Source organism: Nitratireductor luteus (assembly GCF_026162365.1).
GTDB classification, from domain to species: domain Bacteria; phylum Pseudomonadota; class Alphaproteobacteria; order Rhizobiales; family Rhizobiaceae; genus Chelativorans; species Chelativorans luteus.
Window position 1 is genome coordinate 392,755 of record NZ_JAOANW010000002.1, and the last position, 19,557, is coordinate 412,311.

Below are 19,557 nucleotides of genomic sequence, written 5' to 3' on the forward strand. Positions count from 1 at the left end.
GGTTTCCACTTTTCCTGGAATTGCTCAACGGACCGAAGAGGTTATTGATTATGGCTAGAGCAGCGACACCGAAAACGACTTCGGCGACCGCCAATAAGGCCGCGCCCGCCAAGCGGGCGCCGGCAAAGAAGACACCCGCGGCGTCCTCCGGAGCCAAGGGCACCGTTCGCCAGGTCATCGGCGCCGTCGTCGACGTGCACTTCACCGATCATCTGCCGGCGATCATGAACGCGCTGGAGACGGACAACCAGGGCAACCGCCTAGTGCTCGAGGTGGCGCAGCATCTGGGCGAGAACACCGTTCGCTGCATCGCCATGGACTCGACCGAAGGTCTGGTGCGTGGGCAGGATGTGACCGACACTGGCTCCCCGATCACCGTGCCTGTCGGTCCTGAAATGCTGGGCCGCATCATCAACGTTATCGGCGAGCCGATCGACGAGGAAGGTCCTGTCACGGCGACGGAGATGCGTCCCATTCACGCGCCCGCGCCGGAATATGTCGATCAGTCTACGGAAGCCGAGATCCTGGTCACCGGCATCAAGGTTCTCGACCTGCTCGCACCTTACGCCAAGGGCGGCAAGATTGGCCTGTTTGGCGGCGCCGGCGTCGGCAAGACCGTTCTGATCCAGGAACTGATCAACAACGTCGCCAAGGCGCATGGCGGCTATTCGGTGTTCGCCGGCGTGGGCGAGCGTACCCGCGAAGGCAACGATCTTTATCATGAGTTCATCGATTCGGGCGTCAACAAGAAGGGCGGCGGCGAAGGCTCCAAGGCCGCGCTCGTTTACGGCCAGATGAACGAGCCGCCCGGCGCCCGTGCCCGCGTTGGCCTGACGGGCCTCACGGTTGCCGAGTATTTCCGCGACCAGGGCCAGGACGTGCTCTTCTTCGTCGACAACATCTTCCGCTTCACCCAGGCGGGTTCGGAAGTGTCAGCGCTTCTCGGTCGTATTCCTTCGGCCGTTGGCTACCAGCCGACGCTGGCGACCGACATGGGCGCGCTCCAGGAGCGCATCACGACGACCAACAAGGGCTCGATCACCTCGGTGCAGGCCATCTACGTGCCCGCCGACGATCTGACCGACCCGGCGCCGGCAACCTCCTTCGCCCATCTGGACGCCACGACCGTGCTCAATCGCGCGATCTCGGAAAAGGGCATCTACCCGGCCGTGGATCCCCTCGATTCGACCTCGCGCATGCTCGACCCGATGATCGTCGGCGAGGAGCACTACGAGGTGGCGCGCGACGTGCAGCAGACGCTGCAGCGGTACAAGTCGCTGCAGGACATCATTGCGATCCTGGGCATGGACGAGCTTTCCGAAGAGGACAAGCTGACGGTCGCCCGCGCCCGCAAGATCGAGCGCTTCCTGTCGCAGCCTTTCTTCGTGGCCGAAGTGTTCACCGGCACGCCGGGCAAGCTGGTCGATCTCGCCGACACCATCAAGGGCTTCAAGGGCCTTGTCGCCGGCGAATACGATCACCTGCCGGAGGCTGCCTTCTACATGGTCGGCACCATCGAGGACGCCATCGAGAAGGCGGAAAAGCTGGCTGCGGAAGCAGCCTGATCCAGAGCGAATAGGGAATAGGGGAGTAGCGAATAGGGATTGTGAAAGCGGCAGGTTGCGAATTTCTATTCGCTATTCGCTATTCGCTATTCGCTAAAGAAGCATGGCTCAATCCTTCAAATTCGAACTGGTTTCGCCCGAGCGGCTTCTCGTTTCCGAGGAGGTCGTCCAGGTCGTGATTCCGGGAACGGAAGGCGAAATGACCGTGATGGCCAATCACGCGCCGACCATGACCGGCATCAAGCCCGGCGTCATCACCGTTTCCAGCGCTGCCGACAAACAGGACCGCTACGTGGTGTTTGGCGGCTTCGCCGATATCCTGCCGGAAGGCTGCACGTTGCTGGCCGAATCGGCGGTTCACGTCGACGATATCGACCGCGAGGATCTGGCCCGCCGCATCCAGGAAGCGCGCGAAGACGTGGACGACGCCAAGGACGATGTGACGCGCACGAAGGCCGAGGAATTCCTCAGTCAGCTCACCACGCTCGAAGGCGCGATCCTGCCGGCCTGATAGACGATATGCTATTGCGAGAAAGCCGGCGGAGACGCCGGCTTTTTTTGTTGAGCTTCAGTTGTGGGAATGGAAACAAACCGGGCGCTTCCGTGTTGGAGGAGGAAGGGACGGCACATCTTTCCATCCAAACACGGGAGCTGCATATGAGACTACTGACACTCGTTCTGGCCGCAGGCGCTCTCTCCCTCGGCTCCGCGCAGGCACAAGACCAGGCAACCGCCAGTATGATCGATGGCGACGAAGCCTCGGTCGGGAGGGTGACCTTCAACGCAACGCCATCGGGCGTGACTCATATTGTCGTGGAGATGACGGATCTGCCGCCGGGACCGCATGGGTTCCACGTACATGAGACCGGCGAATGCGACCCGGCCGACGAGTTCAAATCAGCCGGAGGCCACCTCGCCGGTGGAAAGGCGCACGGGATCGAAGATCCGGAAGGGCCGCATCCAGGTGACCTGCCGAATGTGAATGTCGGTCAGGATGGCATCCTCAAGGTCGAGTTCTTCGCGGAAGATTTGCCTTTGGAAGAGGGCGAAAATTCCCTGCGCGATCAGGATGGCTCCGCCGTTGTCCTGCACGCGGAAGCGGATGACTATCGCAGCCAGCCTTCCGGTGAGGCGGGTGACCGCATTGCGTGCGGCGTCATCGAGTAGGAGCGTCAGGGCGCAAGGTGCCTGAATGCGGCTATCACATCCTCATAGACACGGCGCTTGAAGGGGACGATGAGATCCGGCAACTCGTCCATGGGCTTCCATGCCCACGCATCGAATTCGGGCTCGTGGCCGCCCGGCGGCGGGTTTATGGCGATCTCGCTTTCATCGCCCTCGAAGCGGAAGGCGAACCATTTCTGGGTCTGGCCCCCGAATTTTCCCTTCAGCGCGATGCCGACGAGATGCTCCGGCAGGTCGTAGTCGATCCATTCTGGTGCCTCGGCGAGCAGAGAGACGCTTTTCATGCCTGTCTCCTCGTAGAGTTCGCGCTTGGCGGCTTCGAATGGATCCTCTCCCCTGTCGATGCCACCCTGCGGCATCTGCCAGAGCATCGTGGCCCCTTCCATTTCGCCTTCAGGCTCGATGATGCGCCGGCCCGCCCACACGGCGCCGGTGTCGTTCAGCACCATGATACCGACGCATGGACGGTAAGGCAGCTTGCTCGCCCTTGATTTCTTGTCTGTCGCCATATTGTCCACTATCCCTCCGGATCCAACGCAACCGCCGAAACCGGCACGAGCTCGATGCCGCGCGTACGCACCTCGGCGCTCCAGGTGGCAACGGTTTCCACGGTCATATCAAGTGCGGAGCCGGTGCCGACCGCGTAACCGCGCGCGCGGGCTATACGCTCCAATTCGTCGAGCTTTTTCAGTATCGCGCCTCTTTCCGGCGCGGCATCGATCACCGTATCCCCGGCGGCGAAGGGAACGCCCTTTCGGGGCGCCAGCGTTTCAGCCAGGCTGCGCGCGGAGGTCCCATCGTCGACGTAGGCCAGTCCGCGCTGTCCCAGCTCCTCCATCAGCTGGCCCATTGCGTCAGGATCGGCCGTAAAGCGTGCGCCCATATAATTTATGACGCCGGTGTAATTCGTCATGCGCGACAGTGCCCAATGGAGGTTCTGCACGTTCTCGCTCCACGGTGTGCGGACCAGAAGCGTTCTCGGGCCAGGATTGACGGCGGGGTAGTCGAACGGCTCCAGCGGAAGCTGGATCATGATCTCGTGGCCTTCACGCCGGGCTGTCTGCATCCAGCGTGACAGGCTGTTGCCTTGCGAGGCAAAGGCGAGCGTGATTTCGGAGGGGAGGCGTTCTATGGCGCGCTGCGTGCCCGTCTGCGAGATGCCGAGCCCGCCGATCATCAGCGCAATCCGCGCGCCACGCGCGCCGGACCAGGGGCGGGCATAGACATCGAACGGCCGCAGACCGGCGGCATTGCGCACGGGGAGCGGCCCCATCTCGGACGCCTCGATAAGACTCCGGTCGGGCAGGTGTGCGACGCGCGGGTTCTGGCCGATCGCGGCGGGATCGTGAATGACGATAATTTCGTCGTCGGCCCGCTGATCTTCCGGATTCACACGAATGATGGAGGCGCCCGGTGCTCCTTGGCGGGGTGATAATGCTTCCCGTTCGGCATCTGCCGTCTCCACCTTGGCTTGGCCCTTCGCCGGCGCCGTCGTCATTTCCGGCTCGGAAACGGCCATGGGCGAGGGGGAGCGCAGGGGGTCGTCACGAAGCGACAGAAAGGCGGATCCGCCAATCAGCACAACGGCTGCGGCCACGCCGGCCACGGCCTTCATGCTTATGCGTGTTGCGGCGCGGTCGCGGCCTGGCTTTGCCTGGCCGAGCGGCCTGTTCATATCGTCGCGCCCCGGTTCCATGCGTTCGTGCAGCCCCTATCGCATGCCCAAATGCCGCGCGGCCAGCGGCCGCGAATCACCAACCGGTGGATGATAGCGCAGTTGAATGAGTTTGAATTTGATAGCCGGAACTCTTCCGCCTCACATCGTGAGCGGTGTGAAAGTGTGGAACGGGCGCGAACGCACGCCGCCCAGTCTGGCGGCGTGCGTTCGGCATTCTACTGGTTCATGACCGCCTTGTCGGGGTTCGGCGGAAAGGCCGGGTCGGACTTCTCGCCGCGCAGCAGCTCGAGCGCGTAGTTCAGCTGCACGTCATCCTCCGGTTCCGGCGGAACATAGGCGATGGAGCCTGAACCTTCGGTGCTCTCCAGCTCACCCTGGATATGGCCGCGCAGATCCGATTCGCCCCGCGAGAGGTCGCGTCCGGCGAGTTCTTCGGGCAGGGGCTGCTCCACCTTGATGTCGGGCGTAATACCCTTGCCCTGAATGGACTGGCCGGATGGCGTGTAATAGAGCGCCGTGGTCAGGCGCAGTGCGCCGTTCTCGCCCAGCGGGATGATCGTCTGCACGGAGCCCTTGCCGAAGGACTGGGTGCCGAGGATGGTCGCCCGGCGATGGTCCTGCAGAGCACCCGCGACGATTTCGGAAGCGCTGGCCGAGCCGCCATTGATCAGCACGACCACCGGCTTGCCGTCGGTCAGGTCGCCAGGCCGCGAACCGAAGCGGGAGATGTCATTCGGCTGGCGTCCGCGTGTGGAGACGATCTCTCCGCGGTCGAGGAACGCATCGGAGACATTGACCGCCTGGTCGAGGAGACCGCCGGGGTTCAGCCGCAGATCGAGCACATAGCCCTTCAGTTTGTCGTCGGGGACTTCGCTCTTGATCGCGTCGATAGCCGCACGCAAATCGTCCATCGTCTTTTCCGTAAACGAGGTGATCTTCATGTAGCCGATGTCACCTTCGACGCGGTGCTTGACGGCCTTCACCTTGATGATGTCGCGAACGATGGTGATCTTGAGCGGCTGAACCTGGCCCTCGCGCAGGATCGACAGCTCGATCGGCGTGTTCACCAGGCCGCGCATCTTGTCCACGGCGTCGTTGAGCGACATGCCGCGCACTTCTTCGCCGTCGATCTTTTCGATCAGGTCTCCGGGCAGAATGCCGGCGCGGGCGGCCGGGGTGTCGTCGATGGGAGATACCACCTTGACCAGCTCGTTTTCCATCGTGACTTCGATGCCGAGGCCGCCGAACTCCCCCTTGGTCTGCACTCGCATGTCCTTGGCGGCGTCGGCATTCAGGAAGGACGAATGCGGATCGAGCGAGGTGAGCATGCCGTTGATGGCGCTCTCCACCAGCTTCTGATCGTCCGGTTCCGTAACATACTGAGCGCGCACGCGCTCGAAGATGTCACCAAAGATCGCCAGCTGGCGATAAGTCTCCGTGCCTGCCGCAACCGCAGCCGATCCGCTTGTTCCATGAACAAGGCTGACGGCGGATGCGCCCATCAACGCACCGGCAAGCAATAGGGACAACTTACGTATCATTTCCCGTCCTTCCAGATAATTCCCGAGCCCACCAGAGCTTCGGATCGACCGGTTTCCCATCTTTCCTGAACTCCACATAGAGTTCGGGAGTAGCGCTGCCAGCAGCAGCTGTGGAGATACTTGCCAGTCTTGCCTCGCCCATCATGCCTATCGGCTCGCCCGCCAGTACGGTTTGTCCCAGTGAGACATGCAGCCGGTCCATGCCAGCCAATACGACATGATAACCGTCGCCGGGGTCCAGTATCAATAGCTGACCGTATGAACGAAACGGTCCCGCATAAAGCACCGTACCATCGACCGGTGCAGTTACGATTGCGCCCGATTGTGTCCTTAGAATGTCACCCTTCAGGGTGCTTCCGGTGCCGTCATCCTCGCCATAATGAGAGGCGAATTCGCCTGAAACGGGCAAGGGCAGAAGGCCCGCGCGGCGGGCAAAAGGCAACACCTCGGTCAGCCGGTTTTCCTGGCGCGCATCCTCCGTATCGCGCTCCTGGCGGGCGCGCCTTTCCTCCAGCGCGGCACGAAGGCTCTCGATCTCGGTCTGCAGCGAAACGATCAGCCCTTGCAGGCTATCGGCACGCAGGGCCAGATCCTGCGCCTTCGCCAGCTCTTCTTCCATCAGGGCTTCGGCTTCGGTCTGAAGGCGGCGCTTTTCGGTTAAAAGGGCGGTCAGGCGCTGCTTCTCATGGGCCTGTTCGGCGACCTTCTCCTCAAGACTTTGCCGTTCCGAACGAATGGAGGCGACGATCCGCGCCAGTTCCTGGAGGTCTGCCACGAGGATTGCGGTCTCCTCCCGCAGTTCGGGGACGACGGCGCCGAGCAGGATGGCGCTGCGGACCGAGGCCAGCGCATCCTCGGGACGCACCAATATGGCCGGCGGAGGGTTGAGCCCCATGCGCTGCAGGGCGCCTAGGACCTCGGCCAGGGTCCCCCGCCGGGCGCGGAGCGAGGTTTTCAGCTCATTTTCCCGCTCCGTCAGGTTTTCCAGCCTGCCTTCGATGGCCTGGATGTCCTCGCTCAGCTTGCGTTCGGTCTTCACCGCCTGGATGAGCGCGGCCGTCAGCGCCGCATTGTCGTTCTTCACCTGCGCGAGTTCAGCGGCAAGTTCTTCCTGCCGCTGCTGCGAAAGTTCCATCTCGCGGGCGACCCGGTCGAACTCCTCCTGGCTCTTGTTCTGTTCGATCTCCAACGTATCGACGGTCTGAGCGGCGGCCGGAAGAACGGCGCAGGCAAGGAAAGAGGCGGCGGCGAGCCCCCGGATCCCCATTCTGCAATTGAACTTCCGCATGTTCATCGCATGCCTTCTGCTTGCGGTTCGAAAACCGATATGCTGCTGGAAACAGGGGGCGACTGATCGCCCGGCACTTTCGTTGAACGCCCGGCGACACGCCGCAACGCTCTTCGCAGCACATTAGTGCGGCTTCGTTAAGGAAGCATCAACCATGGTTGCCGAAACGACAACCGGCAGGCGATCTGTAATATCGAATATCAGTCTTTCCGCTGTGCGCCACGCCGTCAATCGCGGTGATAGGGGTGACCGGCGAGGATTGTCACCGAGCGGTAAAGCTGCTCGGCCAGCATGATGCGCATGAGTTGGTGCGGCCAGGTCTGCGCACCGAAGGATATGGCGAGCTCGGCCGTGGCGCGTGCCTCGTCGTCGTGCCCGTCCGGCCCGCCGATGGCGAATGTCACCTGCTTCACGCCCTCGTTGCGGTAGCGGGCAATCATTTCGGCCAGGGCGCGCGAGGAAATGTTCTTTCCACGCTCGTCAAGCAGGATCGTCACGCCAGCCTCGGCCAGTTCGTTCAGCTTTCGGCCTTCCTCGCGCTTGCGCTCATTGGGCGACTGCGCTCGGCTCTCGGCGCATTCGATCACACCCGAAAACTCGATGCCAACGGCCGGGCCGCTCTTCTGTAATCGATCGAGAAAGCGGTCGGCCAATTCGCGTTCGGGGCCGACCTTCATCCGGCCGACGGCATGAATCAGAATGCGGATGTCAGCCTCCTTTATGCGTCCAAAAGGACGCACGGCGCAGTACGGCGCCGTTCCAGGCGGCATATTTCAGACCGCAACGGCGTTCCCTCGTCCGTCACGACGATCCGTCATTTGCTTCCAGCATGTTCTTCTCCCGAAAAACGGCTCCCGCTCTTCGGGACATGCTTTCAGTGCAGCGTTTCGTCGTCCAGGTCGGGAGTCGCCCACATCTTTTCGATGTTGTAGAACTCCCGGACTTCGGGCCGGAACACGTGAACGATGATATCGCCCGAATCGATCAACACCCAGTCGGCGCCGGCAAGACCTTCGACGCGTGCCGCACCGAGACCTTCCTCCTTGAGAGCCCGGAGCAAATGGTCCGCAACCGCCGCTACATGGCGATGCGACCGTCCGGACGCCACGATCATGTGGTCGGCCAGCGGTGATTTGCCCTGAATGTCGATGGAAACGATGTTTTCCGCCTTGGAGCCTTCCAGGCTCGTCAGCGCGGTCTGGATGGCGCGAGACAGGCTGTCGCCGCTTGCCCCGGCCGGTGAAGGCATGATTTCAGCCTTCTTCTGCAGTGCTGTTCTCAGTGTCTTTCCTTTCCAATAAGAACAACCAGGCTGCACGACATTCTATCGTGCACCGTAAGCTTGAACCAAAATCCGATTCTGGAAAAGCGAAAACGGCAAAGCCGGTCGTCAGCTCGTCGCCTGCGGGCGGGTTAGTCTGCCGCATTTCCGCCATCCGGTGGATGGTTCAGGCATCTAATAGATAGGCAGACAAGCTTGTCAGTTTCAAGACAGGCCCGCCTGTCTTTCTTTCGATTTGTCCTCTGGCTCCGGTTGCTCGGCCGCTTCGTCGGGATAAAAGGCCAATTCCGCCGGCAACGGCGCCTGGGCCGGCAGCGGCGTGAAATCGGTTGTCTCGTCTGCCGAAGGCGCTTCGACGAGCTTGATCCGCCAGAGGACGAATGCGCAAAAGGCGACCGCCACCACGATCGCGACATACATGAAGGCCTCGGTGCCGAAAACCGCCGTAAGCAATGTCGTGCCGCCCGGGATGAGGAAGCCCGACAGCGACCAGGCAAACAGCATCGTACTCGACAGGGCCACGAGATCGCCCTTTTGGGCGCGGTCCCCCGCATGGGCGCTGGAAATGGAATAGATCGCCTCCGTTGCGCCGCTCCATATCATGTAGACGCCCAGCATCCAGATCATGGCGCCGCCGTCGACGTGCGTAGCCAGCACGCCGCCAACGATGACGAGCAGCGAGGCGGCGACGAGGACATAGCGGCGGTCCATGCGATCGGAAATCCATCCGGCGGGAATCTGGATCAGGATCGTCCCGACCGGCATGGCGAACATCAAAAGCGCGACGTCCTGCTGGCTCAGGCCCGCCGCGGTGGCATGGATTGGCGCGAAGCCCGCCACCATCATCGACAACCCGCCGACGGCTAGCATGCCGGCAAGGCCCACCGGCGAAACCTCCCAGGCGAGTTTCAGCGCGATTGAGGCGGTTTCCGGGGGCGGAGGCGGACGCAGGCGCGTCAGCCCGACGGGGATGATCGACACGGCGGCGAAAACGACGCCGATCACGGGCGCCGTGTTGGCGGCGATGTCGATGAAGCGCACGGAGAAGGAGCCGAGCCCGAGTGCCACCACGTAGGTAACGTAGAATATCGCCATCACCCGACCGCGGATATTGTTCTCGAGCACGTCGTTGAGCCAGCTCTGGGCCACGATAAAAAGCCCGTTCATGGCGAAGCCGTAGAGGACGCGCGAGCCGAGCCAGAAATAGGGGTCCGTCATCATGCCGATAAAGGCGTTGGAGAGGATCACGATGGCCGTCAGCGTCATGAAGACGCGGGCATGGCCGACGCGGCGCACCATGTGACCGGTCATGAAGCAGCCGGCCATGCCGCCCGCCGCCAGCGCGGTGAGGATGGTGCCTGCCCAGGCCGGGCTGAAACCCTCGGCCGCCAAGCGCAGCGGAATGAAGGCGAACATCAGCCCGTTGCCGACGGCGACAAGCCCGACGGACAGGATGATCGATGTGACGGCGATCGCCGGCGTCGGCAGGTTCTCGCTGCCGTAGTCGGGAATCTGCTGCTCGGTTGCTGCCGCTTCTGCGGTCATGGCGGATCTTCCACGGGTCGAAAATAGCTACATGCCGGCATGCGCAAGTAGCCGGGTTCTGTGCAAATAAGATGAAGGCCGGGCGGGTTCCACCGGCTCGCCCAATGCCGCTGCTCTATGCCTTTGCTGGCCGGGCGGCTATGCAGTATGCGACGTGGAATGAAATGGAAAAGACGAAGCGGGCGATTCTGCTTCAGGCGACCAGCCGGCCGGGGCGTTCGATCAACCGGTCTTCCTGCATGTAGTAAAGAAGATGCTCGGCCCAGGCGCGGTATCCGTCCGCGGAGGCATGGAAGCCGTCATCGGAAAAGCCGGCATCCGGATCGTCTATGGGCAGCCGCGTCGCCGGCACCACGCCGCGCTCCTCGCAAAGCTGCGTTCCCATGTGGTTGATCAGCGATGCGCGGATTTCCAGTATACGGCCGAGAGCCGGCGGAAGAGCAGGCATGCGGCGCATGTCCACTACAGGCGACCACACGATCAGGGCCTCCGGCCATTTGGCGCGTAGGGCGTAGAGAAGACCGCCGAACTCCCGCTTGAAACGTTTTACCCTGTGAAAATTCTTGGCGTCGTTGGTCCCCACCGCGATCACGATATGGGTCCAGTGCTCGTCGGCCAGATTGGGTACCACGAAGTCGCGAACCTGTCCCGCAGTTGCGGAATTGAAGCCGGCCGCCCGCCACACGACCGCGCGTTCGTGGCGCAGGGCGACAAGGCGGGCGAGCTGCGACGGCAGGCCGTGGCTCGTATCGGCGATGCCGACACCGGCGACGGACGAATCGCCGATCACCAGCAGGCGCACTGCCGGCTCGGCCCCGTCGATGCGATGACGCACCCGCCCCTGCGGCGGTAGCATACGCGGCGTGCGCAGCCGCACCCCGATGCCCTGCCAGGCATAGACCGGGAAGGCAAGCCAGGAAAGCGCGGCCTTGAGCGGGTTCATGGAAAAGGTTTAGCAAAGGACAATCGGGGGTGGAACCGATAATTCCGGCGGGGCTGTATCCGCTACGCGACCTGGAGCTAACACTACAGCAGCAATTCATCGTTGCGCCCTGCGCACCCCCTCGCCCTCCGGCCCTGACAGCCGACCTCCCCTCGAGGGGGAGATGTCCGGCAGGGGTGGAGGAGGATGCGAAGGGAGCGGCAGTCAAGCCGCCTTTTCGAGCGCTTCCTTCCAGTCGCCGCGGGCGGCGAGACCGTTCATCCGGGCACGGTGGGCAAAGGCCCGCTGGCCGGCGGCGACATTCTCCTGTTTGCCACCCCACGCCTTCAGGGCCGCTGCCTGCAGGGCGCGGCCATAGGAGAACGTCAACGTCCACGGCGTGTCGTGGCCGGCATTCATGGCCGACAGATGCGCCGTGGCTTCCTCGTCCGACTGGCCGCCCGACAGGAATGCGATGCCCGGAACGGCGGCGGGTACGGTCGCCTTGAGGCAGCGCACGGTTTTTTCCGCCACTTCCTCGCGGCTGGCCTTGCGGGCATTCTTGCCGTCGATGACCATGTTGGGCTTCAATACCATGCCTTCGAGCAGCACGCGGGCATCGTAAAGCTCGGCGAAGACCGTCTTCAGAACCCATTCGGTGACGTCGTAGCAGCGGTCGATGGAATGGTCGCCCGGCTTGCCGTCCATCAACACTTCCGGTTCGACGATGGGAACGATGCCGGCCTCCTGGCAGAGTGCCGCATAGCGAGCCAGCGCTTGCGCGTTCTGCTTGACGGCTCCCCAGCTTGGAAGATCGTTGGAAATGGAGATCACGCCGCGCCATTTCGCGAAGCGCGCGCCGAGATCGTAATATTCGGCGAGGCGTTCGCGCAGTCCGTCGAGGCCCTCGGTGATGGTCTCGCCCGCGAAACCGGCCAGGGGCTTGGCGCCTTTGTCGACCTTGATGCCGGGCACCGCGCCGCTATCGGCGATGACCTTCGCCAGCGGCGTGCCGTCGCCAGCTTTCTGGCGCAGGGTCTCGTCATATAGGATGACGCCGGAGATGTGGTTCTTCATTCCCTCTTCGGCGCGGAACAGCATCTCGCGATAGTCGCGCCTTGTGTCCTCGGTCGATTCCACACCGATGGAATCCAGCCGCTTCTTGATGGTGCCGGTGCTTTCGTCGGCGGCCAGAATTCCCTTGCCGCTTGCCAACATGCGGGCGGCGATATCTTCAAGACGTTCGCTCATTCCTGTGCCTCCTTTAGCATTTTGCACTCAGGTGGGACCACCTGACGTCCGCATAAATGCGGAAACAAAAAGATAGAGCGTCCTTTGTGCGTCCGAATGGACGCACGGCGCTCTAGTCGTGCCATGCAACGCGATTAGCAGATGACAGCAGAAAACGGAATGCGGTGGCTTGGTTCCTAATCGATTGAAAGAAAACGAAGTTCGCCTACTTCGTTAATGCCAGCACGCCGGGCAGCGGTTTGCCTTCCATCCATTCCAGAAAAGCGCCGCCGGCGGTCGAGACATAGGTGAAATCGTCGGCGACGCCAGCCTGGTTCAGCGCCGCGACCGTGTCGCCGCCGCCGGCCACCGACACGAGCAGTCCTTCACGGGTTCGCTCGGCCGCATATCGGGCAGCCGCCATCGTCGCCTTGTCGAAGGGCTCGATCTCGAAGGCGCCGAGAGGGCCGTTCCAGACGACCGTATCGGCACGGTCGAGCCATTCCTTGATCTTCTCGACCGTCTTCGGGCCGACGTCCAGGATCATCATGTCCGCAGGCACGGCGTCGACCTCGACAACCCGGCTTTCAGCACCCCCCTTGAACTCGCGGGCCACCACCGCGTCCGATGGGAGCACGATGGCGCAGCCGGCCGAGGCGGCATCGATCATGATCTGCCTGGCGGTATCGGCCAAGTCGTGCTCGCACAGCGATTTTCCCACATCGGTACCGCGCGCGGCCAGGAAGGTATTGGCCATGCCGCCGCCGATGACCAGCGCGTCGACCTTCTTCACCAGGTTGAGCAGCAGGTCGATCTTGGTCGAGACCTTTGCCCCGCCCACAATGGCAAGCACCGGGCGTGCCGGATCGCCAAGCCCCTTTTCCAGAGCCTCCAGCTCGGCCTGCATGGTGCGACCGGCATAGGCCGGCAGCAGCCGGGCGAGACCCTCGGTGGAGGCATGGGCGCGATGGGCGGCGGAGAAGGCATCGTTGACATATATGTCGCCGTTTTCGGCAAGCGCGGCGGCAAAGTCGGGATCGTTCTTCTCTTCGCCCGGGTGGAAACGGGTGTTCTCAAGGAGTAGCATATCGCCATCGGCCATCTCGCCGACCGCCTCCGCAGCGGTCTCGCCGATGCAGTCGGAGGCAAAATGTATGCGCTGATCCAGTGCCGTCTCGACGGCATAGGCCACGGGGCCGAGCGAGGCTTCAGGATCGCGCTTGCCCTTGGGCCGGCCGAAATGTGCGAGCAGGATGACTTTGGCCCCCTTTCCCGACAATTCGGCAAGCGTGGGCGCAATGCGCTCGATGCGGGTCGCATCGGTCACCACGCCGTCCTTCATCGGCACGTTGAGATCGACGCGCACGAGAACGCGCTTGCCGGCGATATCGCCCAGATCGTCGAGAGTCCTGAAATCGGCCATGGTCCCCTTGCTCCTCGTTCAGCAGGCTGCGATTGTCGGATGCGGCCCGGAACATACAGTGCAGAGCCGCGCTGGCAAGATGCCGCGAGGCTTTTCGCCGATGCGCTAGCGTCGGCCTTTCAGCATGGTCCACAGGCGGCTCGCCGCCTCGCCGATGCTCAGGAAAACAGGCACGCGCGGTGGACTTGCGGGCGGGTCGACCGACAGGCCCACCGCCGCAATTTCGCCCTTCTCGTCGACATCGCGAACGATCAGTTCGATACTTCCTAGCGTGACCCGATCGCCATATTCGGCGCGTCCGCCCAGGCGCTTGCGCATGAATTCGGCGATTGTCATCGCCTGTTCCTTGTCGCTCAATCCCGGCGCATAGGCCGCCTCGATATCGGCGGCGGGCCGGGTCGGGTCGACGCTGAAGGCGCCGAAGAAATCCGCGTCCTCCGGGTCCATCTCGGCGGGACTTGCGAAGAGACGGTCGAGCAGGCGCGGGTAGCGGTCGGGAACGAAGATGTAGACATGGTCGCCCGCCATCAGGCGGCCTGCATACTGATAGGTCATCGAGCGCCCATCGCGGACCACCAGCGCCGGGCGCGCCCAGCGCGGAATGCGCTGCCCGCGCTCGACAGGGCTGCCCGGCACCACGCGATATGCCAATAGTTCATGATGCGCCGAGCCTGGCAGTTCCAGTTCCACCTTGTTGAGCGGGCCCAGCCGGGGCGGCACCACCATGCTCAGCCGTCGGGCGAGCGGACCGACGGTCCATCCTTGCACCATCAGCGAGACGAGCACGATGATGAAGACGATGTTGAACAGCGCCCGACCGCCTTGCAATTGGTCTATGAGCGGCGTGATGGCCAGGAGAATGGATACGGCTCCGCGCAGGCCCACCCAGGAGATGAAGGCCGTCTCCGCGCGGGAGAAGCGAAAAGGCAGTAGGCACAGCGTCACCGCGACCGGGCGGGCGATGAAGATGAGGAAGAGGCCGAGCAGCAGCGCCGGCAAGGCGATCTCGGCGAACTGCGAAGGCGTGGCGAACAGCCCGAGCACCAGGAACATGATGATCTGCGCCAGCCATGTCACGCCATCCTGGAAGCGCTTGATTGAGGCGGGCGAGCGCAACTGGCCGTTGCCTGCCACGAGACCGGCCACGTAGACGGCGAGGAAACCCGAACCGCCGAGGGCACCGGTGAGCGCGAAGACGAGCAGCGACAGGGCCAGCACGAATATCGGGATAAGGCCCTGGTCCAGGTTCAGGCGAACGACCAGCCGCACGATCACATAGCCGCCGGCGATGCCGGCCAGAAGACCGATGCCCATCTGCTGGAGGAAACCAAGCGCCACCTCGCCCGCGAGCTTGCCAGGCTCCAGCGGCGCGCCGGTGGCGATCAATGCGACGAGAGAGAGCGTCAGGAAGATGGCGATCGGGTCGTTGGATCCCGATTCCACCTCCAGCGTCGAGCGGACGCGCTCGCGCACGGAGATGTTTCCGACCCGCAGCAGGAAGAACACCGCGGCCGCGTCGGTCGAAGCGACGGTGGCGCCGAGCAGGAAGGATTGCAGCCAATCGAAATCCGTCAGGAAATGCGCGGCAAGGCCGACAAGGCCGGCAGTGAGCACCACGCCCAGCGTAGCGAGCGCGACCGCCGGCGCGGCCGCGGAGCGGAAGGCGGATATTGGCGTGCCGAATCCGGAATCGAACAGGATGACGGCCAGCGCCAGCGATCCCACGAAATAGGCTGCTGACGCATTGTCGAAATCCAGCCCCAGCCCGTCGGTGCCCGCGGCCAGGCCTATTCCAAGGAAGATGAGGAGGAGGGGAGCACCGAAGCGGAAGGCGATCAGGCTGGAAAAGGCGGCGATCAGCACCAGAACGGTGCCGACGAGCGTTATGACGTAGATGCCTTGATCCATCGCCCTCTCTACTTCCCGGATTTGGCCAACAGTGCGGCCAAACGCGCGGAACCGCAAGCACCGGAAGAAAAAAACGCCCGGCACGAAGGCCGGGCGTATCGTCGCATTTATCGTCGTCGGCGTCAGATCGTCTTGCCGAAAGCTACCGCCGTGTCGGCCATCCGATTGGAGAAGCCCCATTCGTTATCGTACCACGACATGACGCGCACGAGATCGCCTTCGATCACCTTGGTCTGGTCGAGCGCGAAGGTTGAGGAGGCGGGATTGTGGTTGAGATCGATGGAGACCAGCGGCTCGTCCGTATAGGCGAGGATGCCCTTGAGCGAACCGTCGGCGGCGTCGACCAGCGCCTTATTGACCTCCTCCACCGTGACCTTCCTCTTCGGCACGAACTTGAAGTCGATGACCGAGACGTTGGGGGTGGGCACGCGGATGGATACGCCGTCGAGCTTGCCGTTGAGCTCGGGCAGCACCAGGCCGACGGCCTTGGCCGCACCCGTGGAGGTCGGGATCATCGACATGGCCGCGGCGCGGGCGCGATAAAGGTCCTTGTGCATCGTATCCAGCGTCGGCTGGTCGCCCGTATAGGCGTGAATTGTGGTCATGAACCCCTTTTCGATGCCGAAAGCGTCGTGCAGCACCTTGGCCACCGGGGCCAGGCAGTTGGTAGTGCAGGAAGCGTTGGAAACGATCTTGTGCTCCGACGAGATCTTGTCGTGGTTCACGCCATAGACGACCGTCAGGTCGGCACCGGAAGCGGGGGCGGAGACGAGCACGCGCTTGGCGCCGGCTTCGAGGTGAAGCGAGGCCTTCTCCTTGGAAGTGAAGATGCCGGTACATTCCATCACGATGTCCACGCCGAGCTCGCCCCATGGCAGCTTGGCCGGATCGCGCTCGGCAAAAACCTTGAAGCTGTCGCTGCCGATATTGATCGCGTCGCCCTCGACCTTCACTTCCGAGGGGAAGCGGCCATGCACGCTGTCGTAGCGCAGCAGGTGGGCGTTGGTTTCGACCGGACCCAGATCGTTGATGGCCACGACATCGATGTCCTTGCGGCCCGATTCGTAGATGGCGCGAACGATGTTGCGGCCGATGCGGCCAAATCCGTTGATGGCGACTTTGACAGTCATGAATTTCCTCCGGAGCGTGAGGCCATGGCTACATGGCGAAAAGACGGGAGTTACTTAGCCCAATCGAAACCCGGACGGGTAGGTCTGCCGGATCCTTTTGGCGCTGGGAAGCGTGGCGGATTGGCCGTTATTCCCGACATTGGTTTCATCCTCCCCGCTTCCCAGAGCCAAAAATCCCTCACCAGCCCTAGGCCGCCGAGCGTTCGGGTGGACTCTTAATGCGGCCGCGATAAAGAATCCAGCCATAGGCCGGGACGATGACTGTGCCAGAAGGCAAGGCGCCGCCCCGGATCCTTTCAGCCGGTCTTACTGCGTTTCTCCAAGACGTGCCTCGGCCGCCTGCACGGCAGCTTCGGCGGTGATGCCGAAATGCTTGTAGAGATCGGGTGCCGGCGCGCTGGCGCCGAAGCCGGTCATGCCGATGAAAACGCCATCGGGCCCGATGAAACGGTCCCATCCTTGGCGGATACCGGCTTCGATGGCGATGCGTACCGGCGTCTCTCCGAGGATAGCCTCGCGATAGTCCTCCGGCTGCGCCTCGAACAGCTCGAAACACGGCACCGAAACGACCCGCGTCGGATGGCCGCGCTCGTCGAGCTGCTTTTTGGCTGCGACCGCGATCTCGACCTCGGAGCCGCTTGCGAAGATGGTGACAACCGCATCGTCGCCCGCCGGCGCCAGCTCGTAGGCACCGCGGGCGCAGAGGTTTTCGTCATCATAGCTGATGCGCACCGGCTCCAGCTTCTGGCGGGTCAGGGCGATGGTGGAGGGCACTTTGCGGCTTTCCAGCGCGATCTGCCAGCACTCGGCGGTTTCCACTGTGTCGGCGGGGCGCAGGACGTAGTGGTTGGGGATGGCACGCAGCGCGGCCAAGTGCTCGACCGGCTGGTGGGTCGGGCCGTCTTCGCCAAGGCCGATGGAGTCATGGGTCATCACGAAGATGGAGCGGATGCCCATCAGCGAAGCCAGCCGCATGGCCGGGCGCGCATAGTCGGAAAAGGTCAGGAAGGTGCCGCCATACGGAATGACGCCGCCATGCAGCGCCATCCCGTTCATGGCCGCGGCCATCCCGTGCTCACGGATACCGTAATGGACGTAGCGACCGGAAAAATCGCCCGGCTTCACGGTGTCAAGCTGACTGGTGCGGGTATTGTTGGAGCCGGTCAGGTCGGCCGAGCCGCCGATCGTTTCCGACAGACAGTCATTGATGACTTCCAATACCATTTCCGAAGCGTTACGGGTGGCAACCTTCGGGTTTTCCTTGGCCAGCTTCTTCTTATAGTCGTCGATAACGTCGGGGAAGGCTTCGGGCAGGTCGCCGCGCATGCGGCGCTCGAACTCGGCGCGGGTGTCGGCGTCGGCTGCCGCCAGGCGTTTTTCCCATTCCTTGCGCTCCTTGGCAGAGCGCAGGCCGGCCAACCGCCAGTCGTCGAGAATGTCGGAAGGCACGACGAAGGGCTCCGCGTCCCAGCCGAGCGCCTCGCGGGCGCCTGCGATCTCCTCGGCGCCGAGCGGCGAGCCATGTACCTTCGCGGTGCCGGATTTGGTCGGCGCGCCGTGGCCGATTGTGGTGCGGAAGGCGATCAGCGTCGGGCGGTCGGAGGCGCGGGCGGTCTCGATGGCCGAGGCGATGGCCTCCGGGTCATGGCCGTCGGCGCGCAGCGTATGCCAGCCCGACGCCGCGAAGCGCTCACACTGGTCGGTGGAATCGGCGAGCGAGACCGGGCCGTCGATGGAGATCCGGTTGTCGTCCCACATGACGATGAGCTTGTTGAGCCGAAGGTGGCCGGCAAATGCGATGGCCTCCTGGCTGATGCCCTCCATCAGGCAGCCGTCGCCGGCCAGCACATAGGTATAGTGGTCGACAAGCTCGTCGCCGTAGCGCGCGTTGAGCAGACGTTCCGCCAGCGCCATGCCGACCGAATTGGCGAGACCCTGGCCGAGCGGCCCGGTGGTCGTCTCGATCCCTGCCGCATGGCCGTATTCGGGATGGCCGGCCGTGCGCGAGCCCAACTGGCGGAAATTCTTGATCTCGTCGATGTCGATGTCTTCGTAGCCGAGCAGGTAGAGCAGGGAATAGAGCAGCATCGAACCGTGGCCCGCCGACAGGACGAAGCGGTCCCGATCGGCCCAGTGGGGCTTCTTCGGGTCGTGCGTCATGAAACGGGTGAACAGGACAGTGGCAATGTCGGCCGTCCCCATCGGCAGGCCGGGGTGGCCGGACTTGGCCTTCTCGACGGCGTCCATGGAGAGGAAACGGATTGCGTTCGCCATCCGGTCATGTTTGTCGCGTGGGATCATGTTTGCTCGCAGATCGGCAGGAGATTGAACGGTTGGCGCATCGTGGCCCGAAAATGCAGGGGACACATAGCAGGTGGCGTCCCTAAGTCAATAAAACCCAAGGCTCTTGGTATCGAGCCTGCGGTCTCCGCGCGCCTTGATAGGGTCCGCATTGTAGGGGATAGCGTGGGGATCTTGTTGACGCGTGCTTCACCTGCCGCGTAATCTTTCGGAGTTAAAAGCTTAGGATCGTGCGCATTTCGCAGGCGGGCGGGCTGGGAATGGTGGCGATGAACACCCAACGTTCTGGCGATACTACTTTGAAGGAGGCTATCGGCCGCCTTGCAAAGGCTGTCGGCATGCTGGAAGCGGCGGCCGACGGCCGTCTCGAAAAGGAGCAGGATTACGCCGAGGCTGAAGCGGAGGTGCAACGCATGGGCGCGGACAGGGCGCGGCTTGCCCAGGAAATCGACAAGGCGGAGGCGCGCGCGGAGCGGTTGGCCGAGGTCAATCGCGAGGTGTCGCGGCGGCTGGTGACGGCGATGGAGACCATCCGCGCCGTGCTCGACCGGTAGGCCCA

At 63.2% G+C, this 19,557-nt stretch carries 17 protein-coding genes; 4 read left to right on the forward strand and 13 right to left on the reverse strand.

What is annotated here, in order from left to right:
* Window positions 1-50 precede the first annotated feature (50 nt).
* From atpD to N1058_RS04490, 3 genes are all read left to right on the forward strand, one after another.
* Window positions 51-1,565, forward strand: a complete 1,515-nt coding sequence (gene atpD, locus N1058_RS04480; protein WP_265516281.1) for a F0F1 ATP synthase subunit beta — start codon at window positions 51-53, stop codon at window positions 1,563-1,565.
* Between the two features lie 103 nt (window positions 1,566-1,668).
* Window positions 1,669-2,076, forward strand: coding sequence for a F0F1 ATP synthase subunit epsilon (locus N1058_RS04485; protein ID WP_265516282.1), 408 nt, complete (start codon window positions 1,669-1,671; stop codon window positions 2,074-2,076).
* A 146-nt stretch (window positions 2,077-2,222) separates the two neighbouring features.
* Window positions 2,223-2,732, forward strand: a complete 510-nt coding sequence (locus tag N1058_RS04490; RefSeq protein WP_265516283.1) for a superoxide dismutase family protein — start codon at window positions 2,223-2,225, stop codon at window positions 2,730-2,732.
* Between the two features lie 5 nt (window positions 2,733-2,737).
* Here N1058_RS04490 and N1058_RS04495 read toward each other — a convergent pair whose 3' ends face one another.
* The 13 genes from N1058_RS04495 to tkt all read right to left on the reverse strand — a co-directional run bounded on the left by N1058_RS04495 (window position 2,738) and on the right by tkt (window position 19,064).
* Window positions 2,738-3,259 carry an RNA pyrophosphohydrolase gene (locus tag N1058_RS04495; RefSeq protein WP_265516284.1) on the reverse strand — a complete coding sequence of 174 codons (522 nt, stop codon included), beginning with the start codon at window positions 3,257-3,259 and terminating at the stop codon, window positions 2,738-2,740.
* Between the two features lie 8 nt (window positions 3,260-3,267).
* The gene (locus tag N1058_RS04500) at window positions 3,268-4,425 is read right to left on the reverse strand and encodes a divergent polysaccharide deacetylase family protein (RefSeq protein ID WP_265516285.1); all 1,158 of its coding nucleotides are present in this window, start codon (window positions 4,423-4,425) and stop codon (window positions 3,268-3,270) included.
* Window positions 4,426-4,643: 218 nt separating this feature from the next.
* Complete coding sequence (locus tag N1058_RS04505; RefSeq protein ID WP_265516286.1) at window positions 4,644-5,969, reverse strand: S41 family peptidase; 1,326 nt, start codon at window positions 5,967-5,969, stop codon at window positions 4,644-4,646.
* Window positions 5,959-7,263, reverse strand: a complete 1,305-nt coding sequence (locus tag N1058_RS04510; protein WP_265516287.1) for a murein hydrolase activator EnvC family protein — start codon at window positions 7,261-7,263, stop codon at window positions 5,959-5,961. The genes N1058_RS04505 and N1058_RS04510 overlap by 11 nt, the downstream gene beginning before the upstream one ends.
* 221 nt (window positions 7,264-7,484) lie before the next feature.
* Entirely contained in the window at window positions 7,485-7,964 is a 480-nt protein-coding gene (rlmH, locus tag N1058_RS04515; RefSeq protein WP_265516373.1) for a 23S rRNA (pseudouridine(1915)-N(3))-methyltransferase RlmH, read from the reverse strand.
* A 167-nt stretch (window positions 7,965-8,131) separates the two neighbouring features.
* On the reverse strand, window positions 8,132-8,506 hold the full coding sequence (gene rsfS / locus N1058_RS04520; RefSeq protein WP_265516288.1) for a ribosome silencing factor: 375 nt from the start codon (window positions 8,504-8,506) through the stop codon (window positions 8,132-8,134).
* Window positions 8,507-8,743: 237 nt separating this feature from the next.
* Entirely contained in the window at window positions 8,744-10,084 is a 1,341-nt protein-coding gene (locus N1058_RS04525; RefSeq protein WP_265516289.1) for an MFS transporter, read from the reverse strand.
* A gap of 193 nt (window positions 10,085-10,277) precedes the next feature.
* Window positions 10,278-11,027: an SGNH/GDSL hydrolase family protein gene (locus N1058_RS04530; protein WP_265516290.1), complete on the reverse strand. Its 750-nt coding sequence runs from the start codon at window positions 11,025-11,027 to the stop codon at window positions 10,278-10,280.
* A gap of 204 nt (window positions 11,028-11,231) precedes the next feature.
* Window positions 11,232-12,257: a class I fructose-bisphosphate aldolase gene (locus tag N1058_RS04535; protein WP_265516291.1), complete on the reverse strand. Its 1,026-nt coding sequence runs from the start codon at window positions 12,255-12,257 to the stop codon at window positions 11,232-11,234.
* Window positions 12,258-12,462: 205 nt separating this feature from the next.
* The gene (locus N1058_RS04540; RefSeq protein ID WP_265516292.1) at window positions 12,463-13,659 is read right to left on the reverse strand and encodes a phosphoglycerate kinase; all 1,197 of its coding nucleotides are present in this window, start codon (window positions 13,657-13,659) and stop codon (window positions 12,463-12,465) included.
* Window positions 13,660-13,764: 105 nt separating this feature from the next.
* The gene (locus N1058_RS04545) at window positions 13,765-15,567 is read right to left on the reverse strand and encodes a potassium/proton antiporter (RefSeq protein WP_265516293.1); all 1,803 of its coding nucleotides are present in this window, start codon (window positions 15,565-15,567) and stop codon (window positions 13,765-13,767) included.
* A 122-nt stretch (window positions 15,568-15,689) separates the two neighbouring features.
* The gene (gene gap, locus N1058_RS04550; protein ID WP_265516294.1) at window positions 15,690-16,697 is read right to left on the reverse strand and encodes a type I glyceraldehyde-3-phosphate dehydrogenase; all 1,008 of its coding nucleotides are present in this window, start codon (window positions 16,695-16,697) and stop codon (window positions 15,690-15,692) included.
* Between the two features lie 306 nt (window positions 16,698-17,003).
* Window positions 17,004-19,064: a transketolase gene (gene tkt, locus N1058_RS04555; RefSeq protein WP_265516295.1), complete on the reverse strand. Its 2,061-nt coding sequence runs from the start codon at window positions 19,062-19,064 to the stop codon at window positions 17,004-17,006.
* Between the two features lie 203 nt (window positions 19,065-19,267).
* Here tkt and N1058_RS04560 point away from each other — a divergent pair, with 203 nt between their 5' ends.
* The gene (locus N1058_RS04560) at window positions 19,268-19,552 is read left to right on the forward strand and encodes a DUF4164 domain-containing protein (protein WP_265516296.1); all 285 of its coding nucleotides are present in this window, start codon (window positions 19,268-19,270) and stop codon (window positions 19,550-19,552) included.
* The last annotated feature ends 5 nt before the right edge of the window (window positions 19,553-19,557 follow it).

Coding starts and splice junctions, on each gene's coding strand:
- N1058_RS04495 (WP_265516284.1), bottom strand. CDS start 3,259: ATGGCGACAGACAAGAAATCAAGGGCGAGCAAGCTGCCTTACCGTCCA.
- N1058_RS04490 (WP_265516283.1), top strand. CDS start 2,223: ATGAGACTACTGACACTCGTTCTGGCCGCAGGCGCTCTCTCCCTCGGC.
- N1058_RS04535 (WP_265516291.1), bottom strand. CDS start 12,257: ATGAGCGAACGTCTTGAAGATATCGCCGCCCGCATGTTGGCAAGCGGC.
- N1058_RS04510 (WP_265516287.1), bottom strand. CDS start 7,263: ATGAACATGCGGAAGTTCAATTGCAGAATGGGGATCCGGGGGCTCGCC.
- N1058_RS04560 (WP_265516296.1), top strand. CDS start 19,268: ATGAACACCCAACGTTCTGGCGATACTACTTTGAAGGAGGCTATCGGC.
- N1058_RS04505 (WP_265516286.1), bottom strand. CDS start 5,969: ATGATACGTAAGTTGTCCCTATTGCTTGCCGGTGCGTTGATGGGCGCA.
- N1058_RS04500 (WP_265516285.1), bottom strand. CDS start 4,425: ATGAACAGGCCGCTCGGCCAGGCAAAGCCAGGCCGCGACCGCGCCGCA.
- rsfS (WP_265516288.1), bottom strand. CDS start 8,506: ATGCCTTCACCGGCCGGGGCAAGCGGCGACAGCCTGTCTCGCGCCATC.
- N1058_RS04540 (WP_265516292.1), bottom strand. CDS start 13,659: ATGGCCGATTTCAGGACTCTCGACGATCTGGGCGATATCGCCGGCAAG.
- N1058_RS04545 (WP_265516293.1), bottom strand. CDS start 15,567: ATGGATCAAGGCATCTACGTCATAACGCTCGTCGGCACCGTTCTGGTG.
- N1058_RS04530 (WP_265516290.1), bottom strand. CDS start 11,027: ATGAACCCGCTCAAGGCCGCGCTTTCCTGGCTTGCCTTCCCGGTCTAT.
- gap (WP_265516294.1), bottom strand. CDS start 16,697: ATGACTGTCAAAGTCGCCATCAACGGATTTGGCCGCATCGGCCGCAAC.
- N1058_RS04525 (WP_265516289.1), bottom strand. CDS start 10,084: ATGACCGCAGAAGCGGCAGCAACCGAGCAGCAGATTCCCGACTACGGC.
- N1058_RS04485 (WP_265516282.1), top strand. CDS start 1,669: ATGGCTCAATCCTTCAAATTCGAACTGGTTTCGCCCGAGCGGCTTCTC.
- atpD (WP_265516281.1), top strand. CDS start 51: ATGGCTAGAGCAGCGACACCGAAAACGACTTCGGCGACCGCCAATAAG.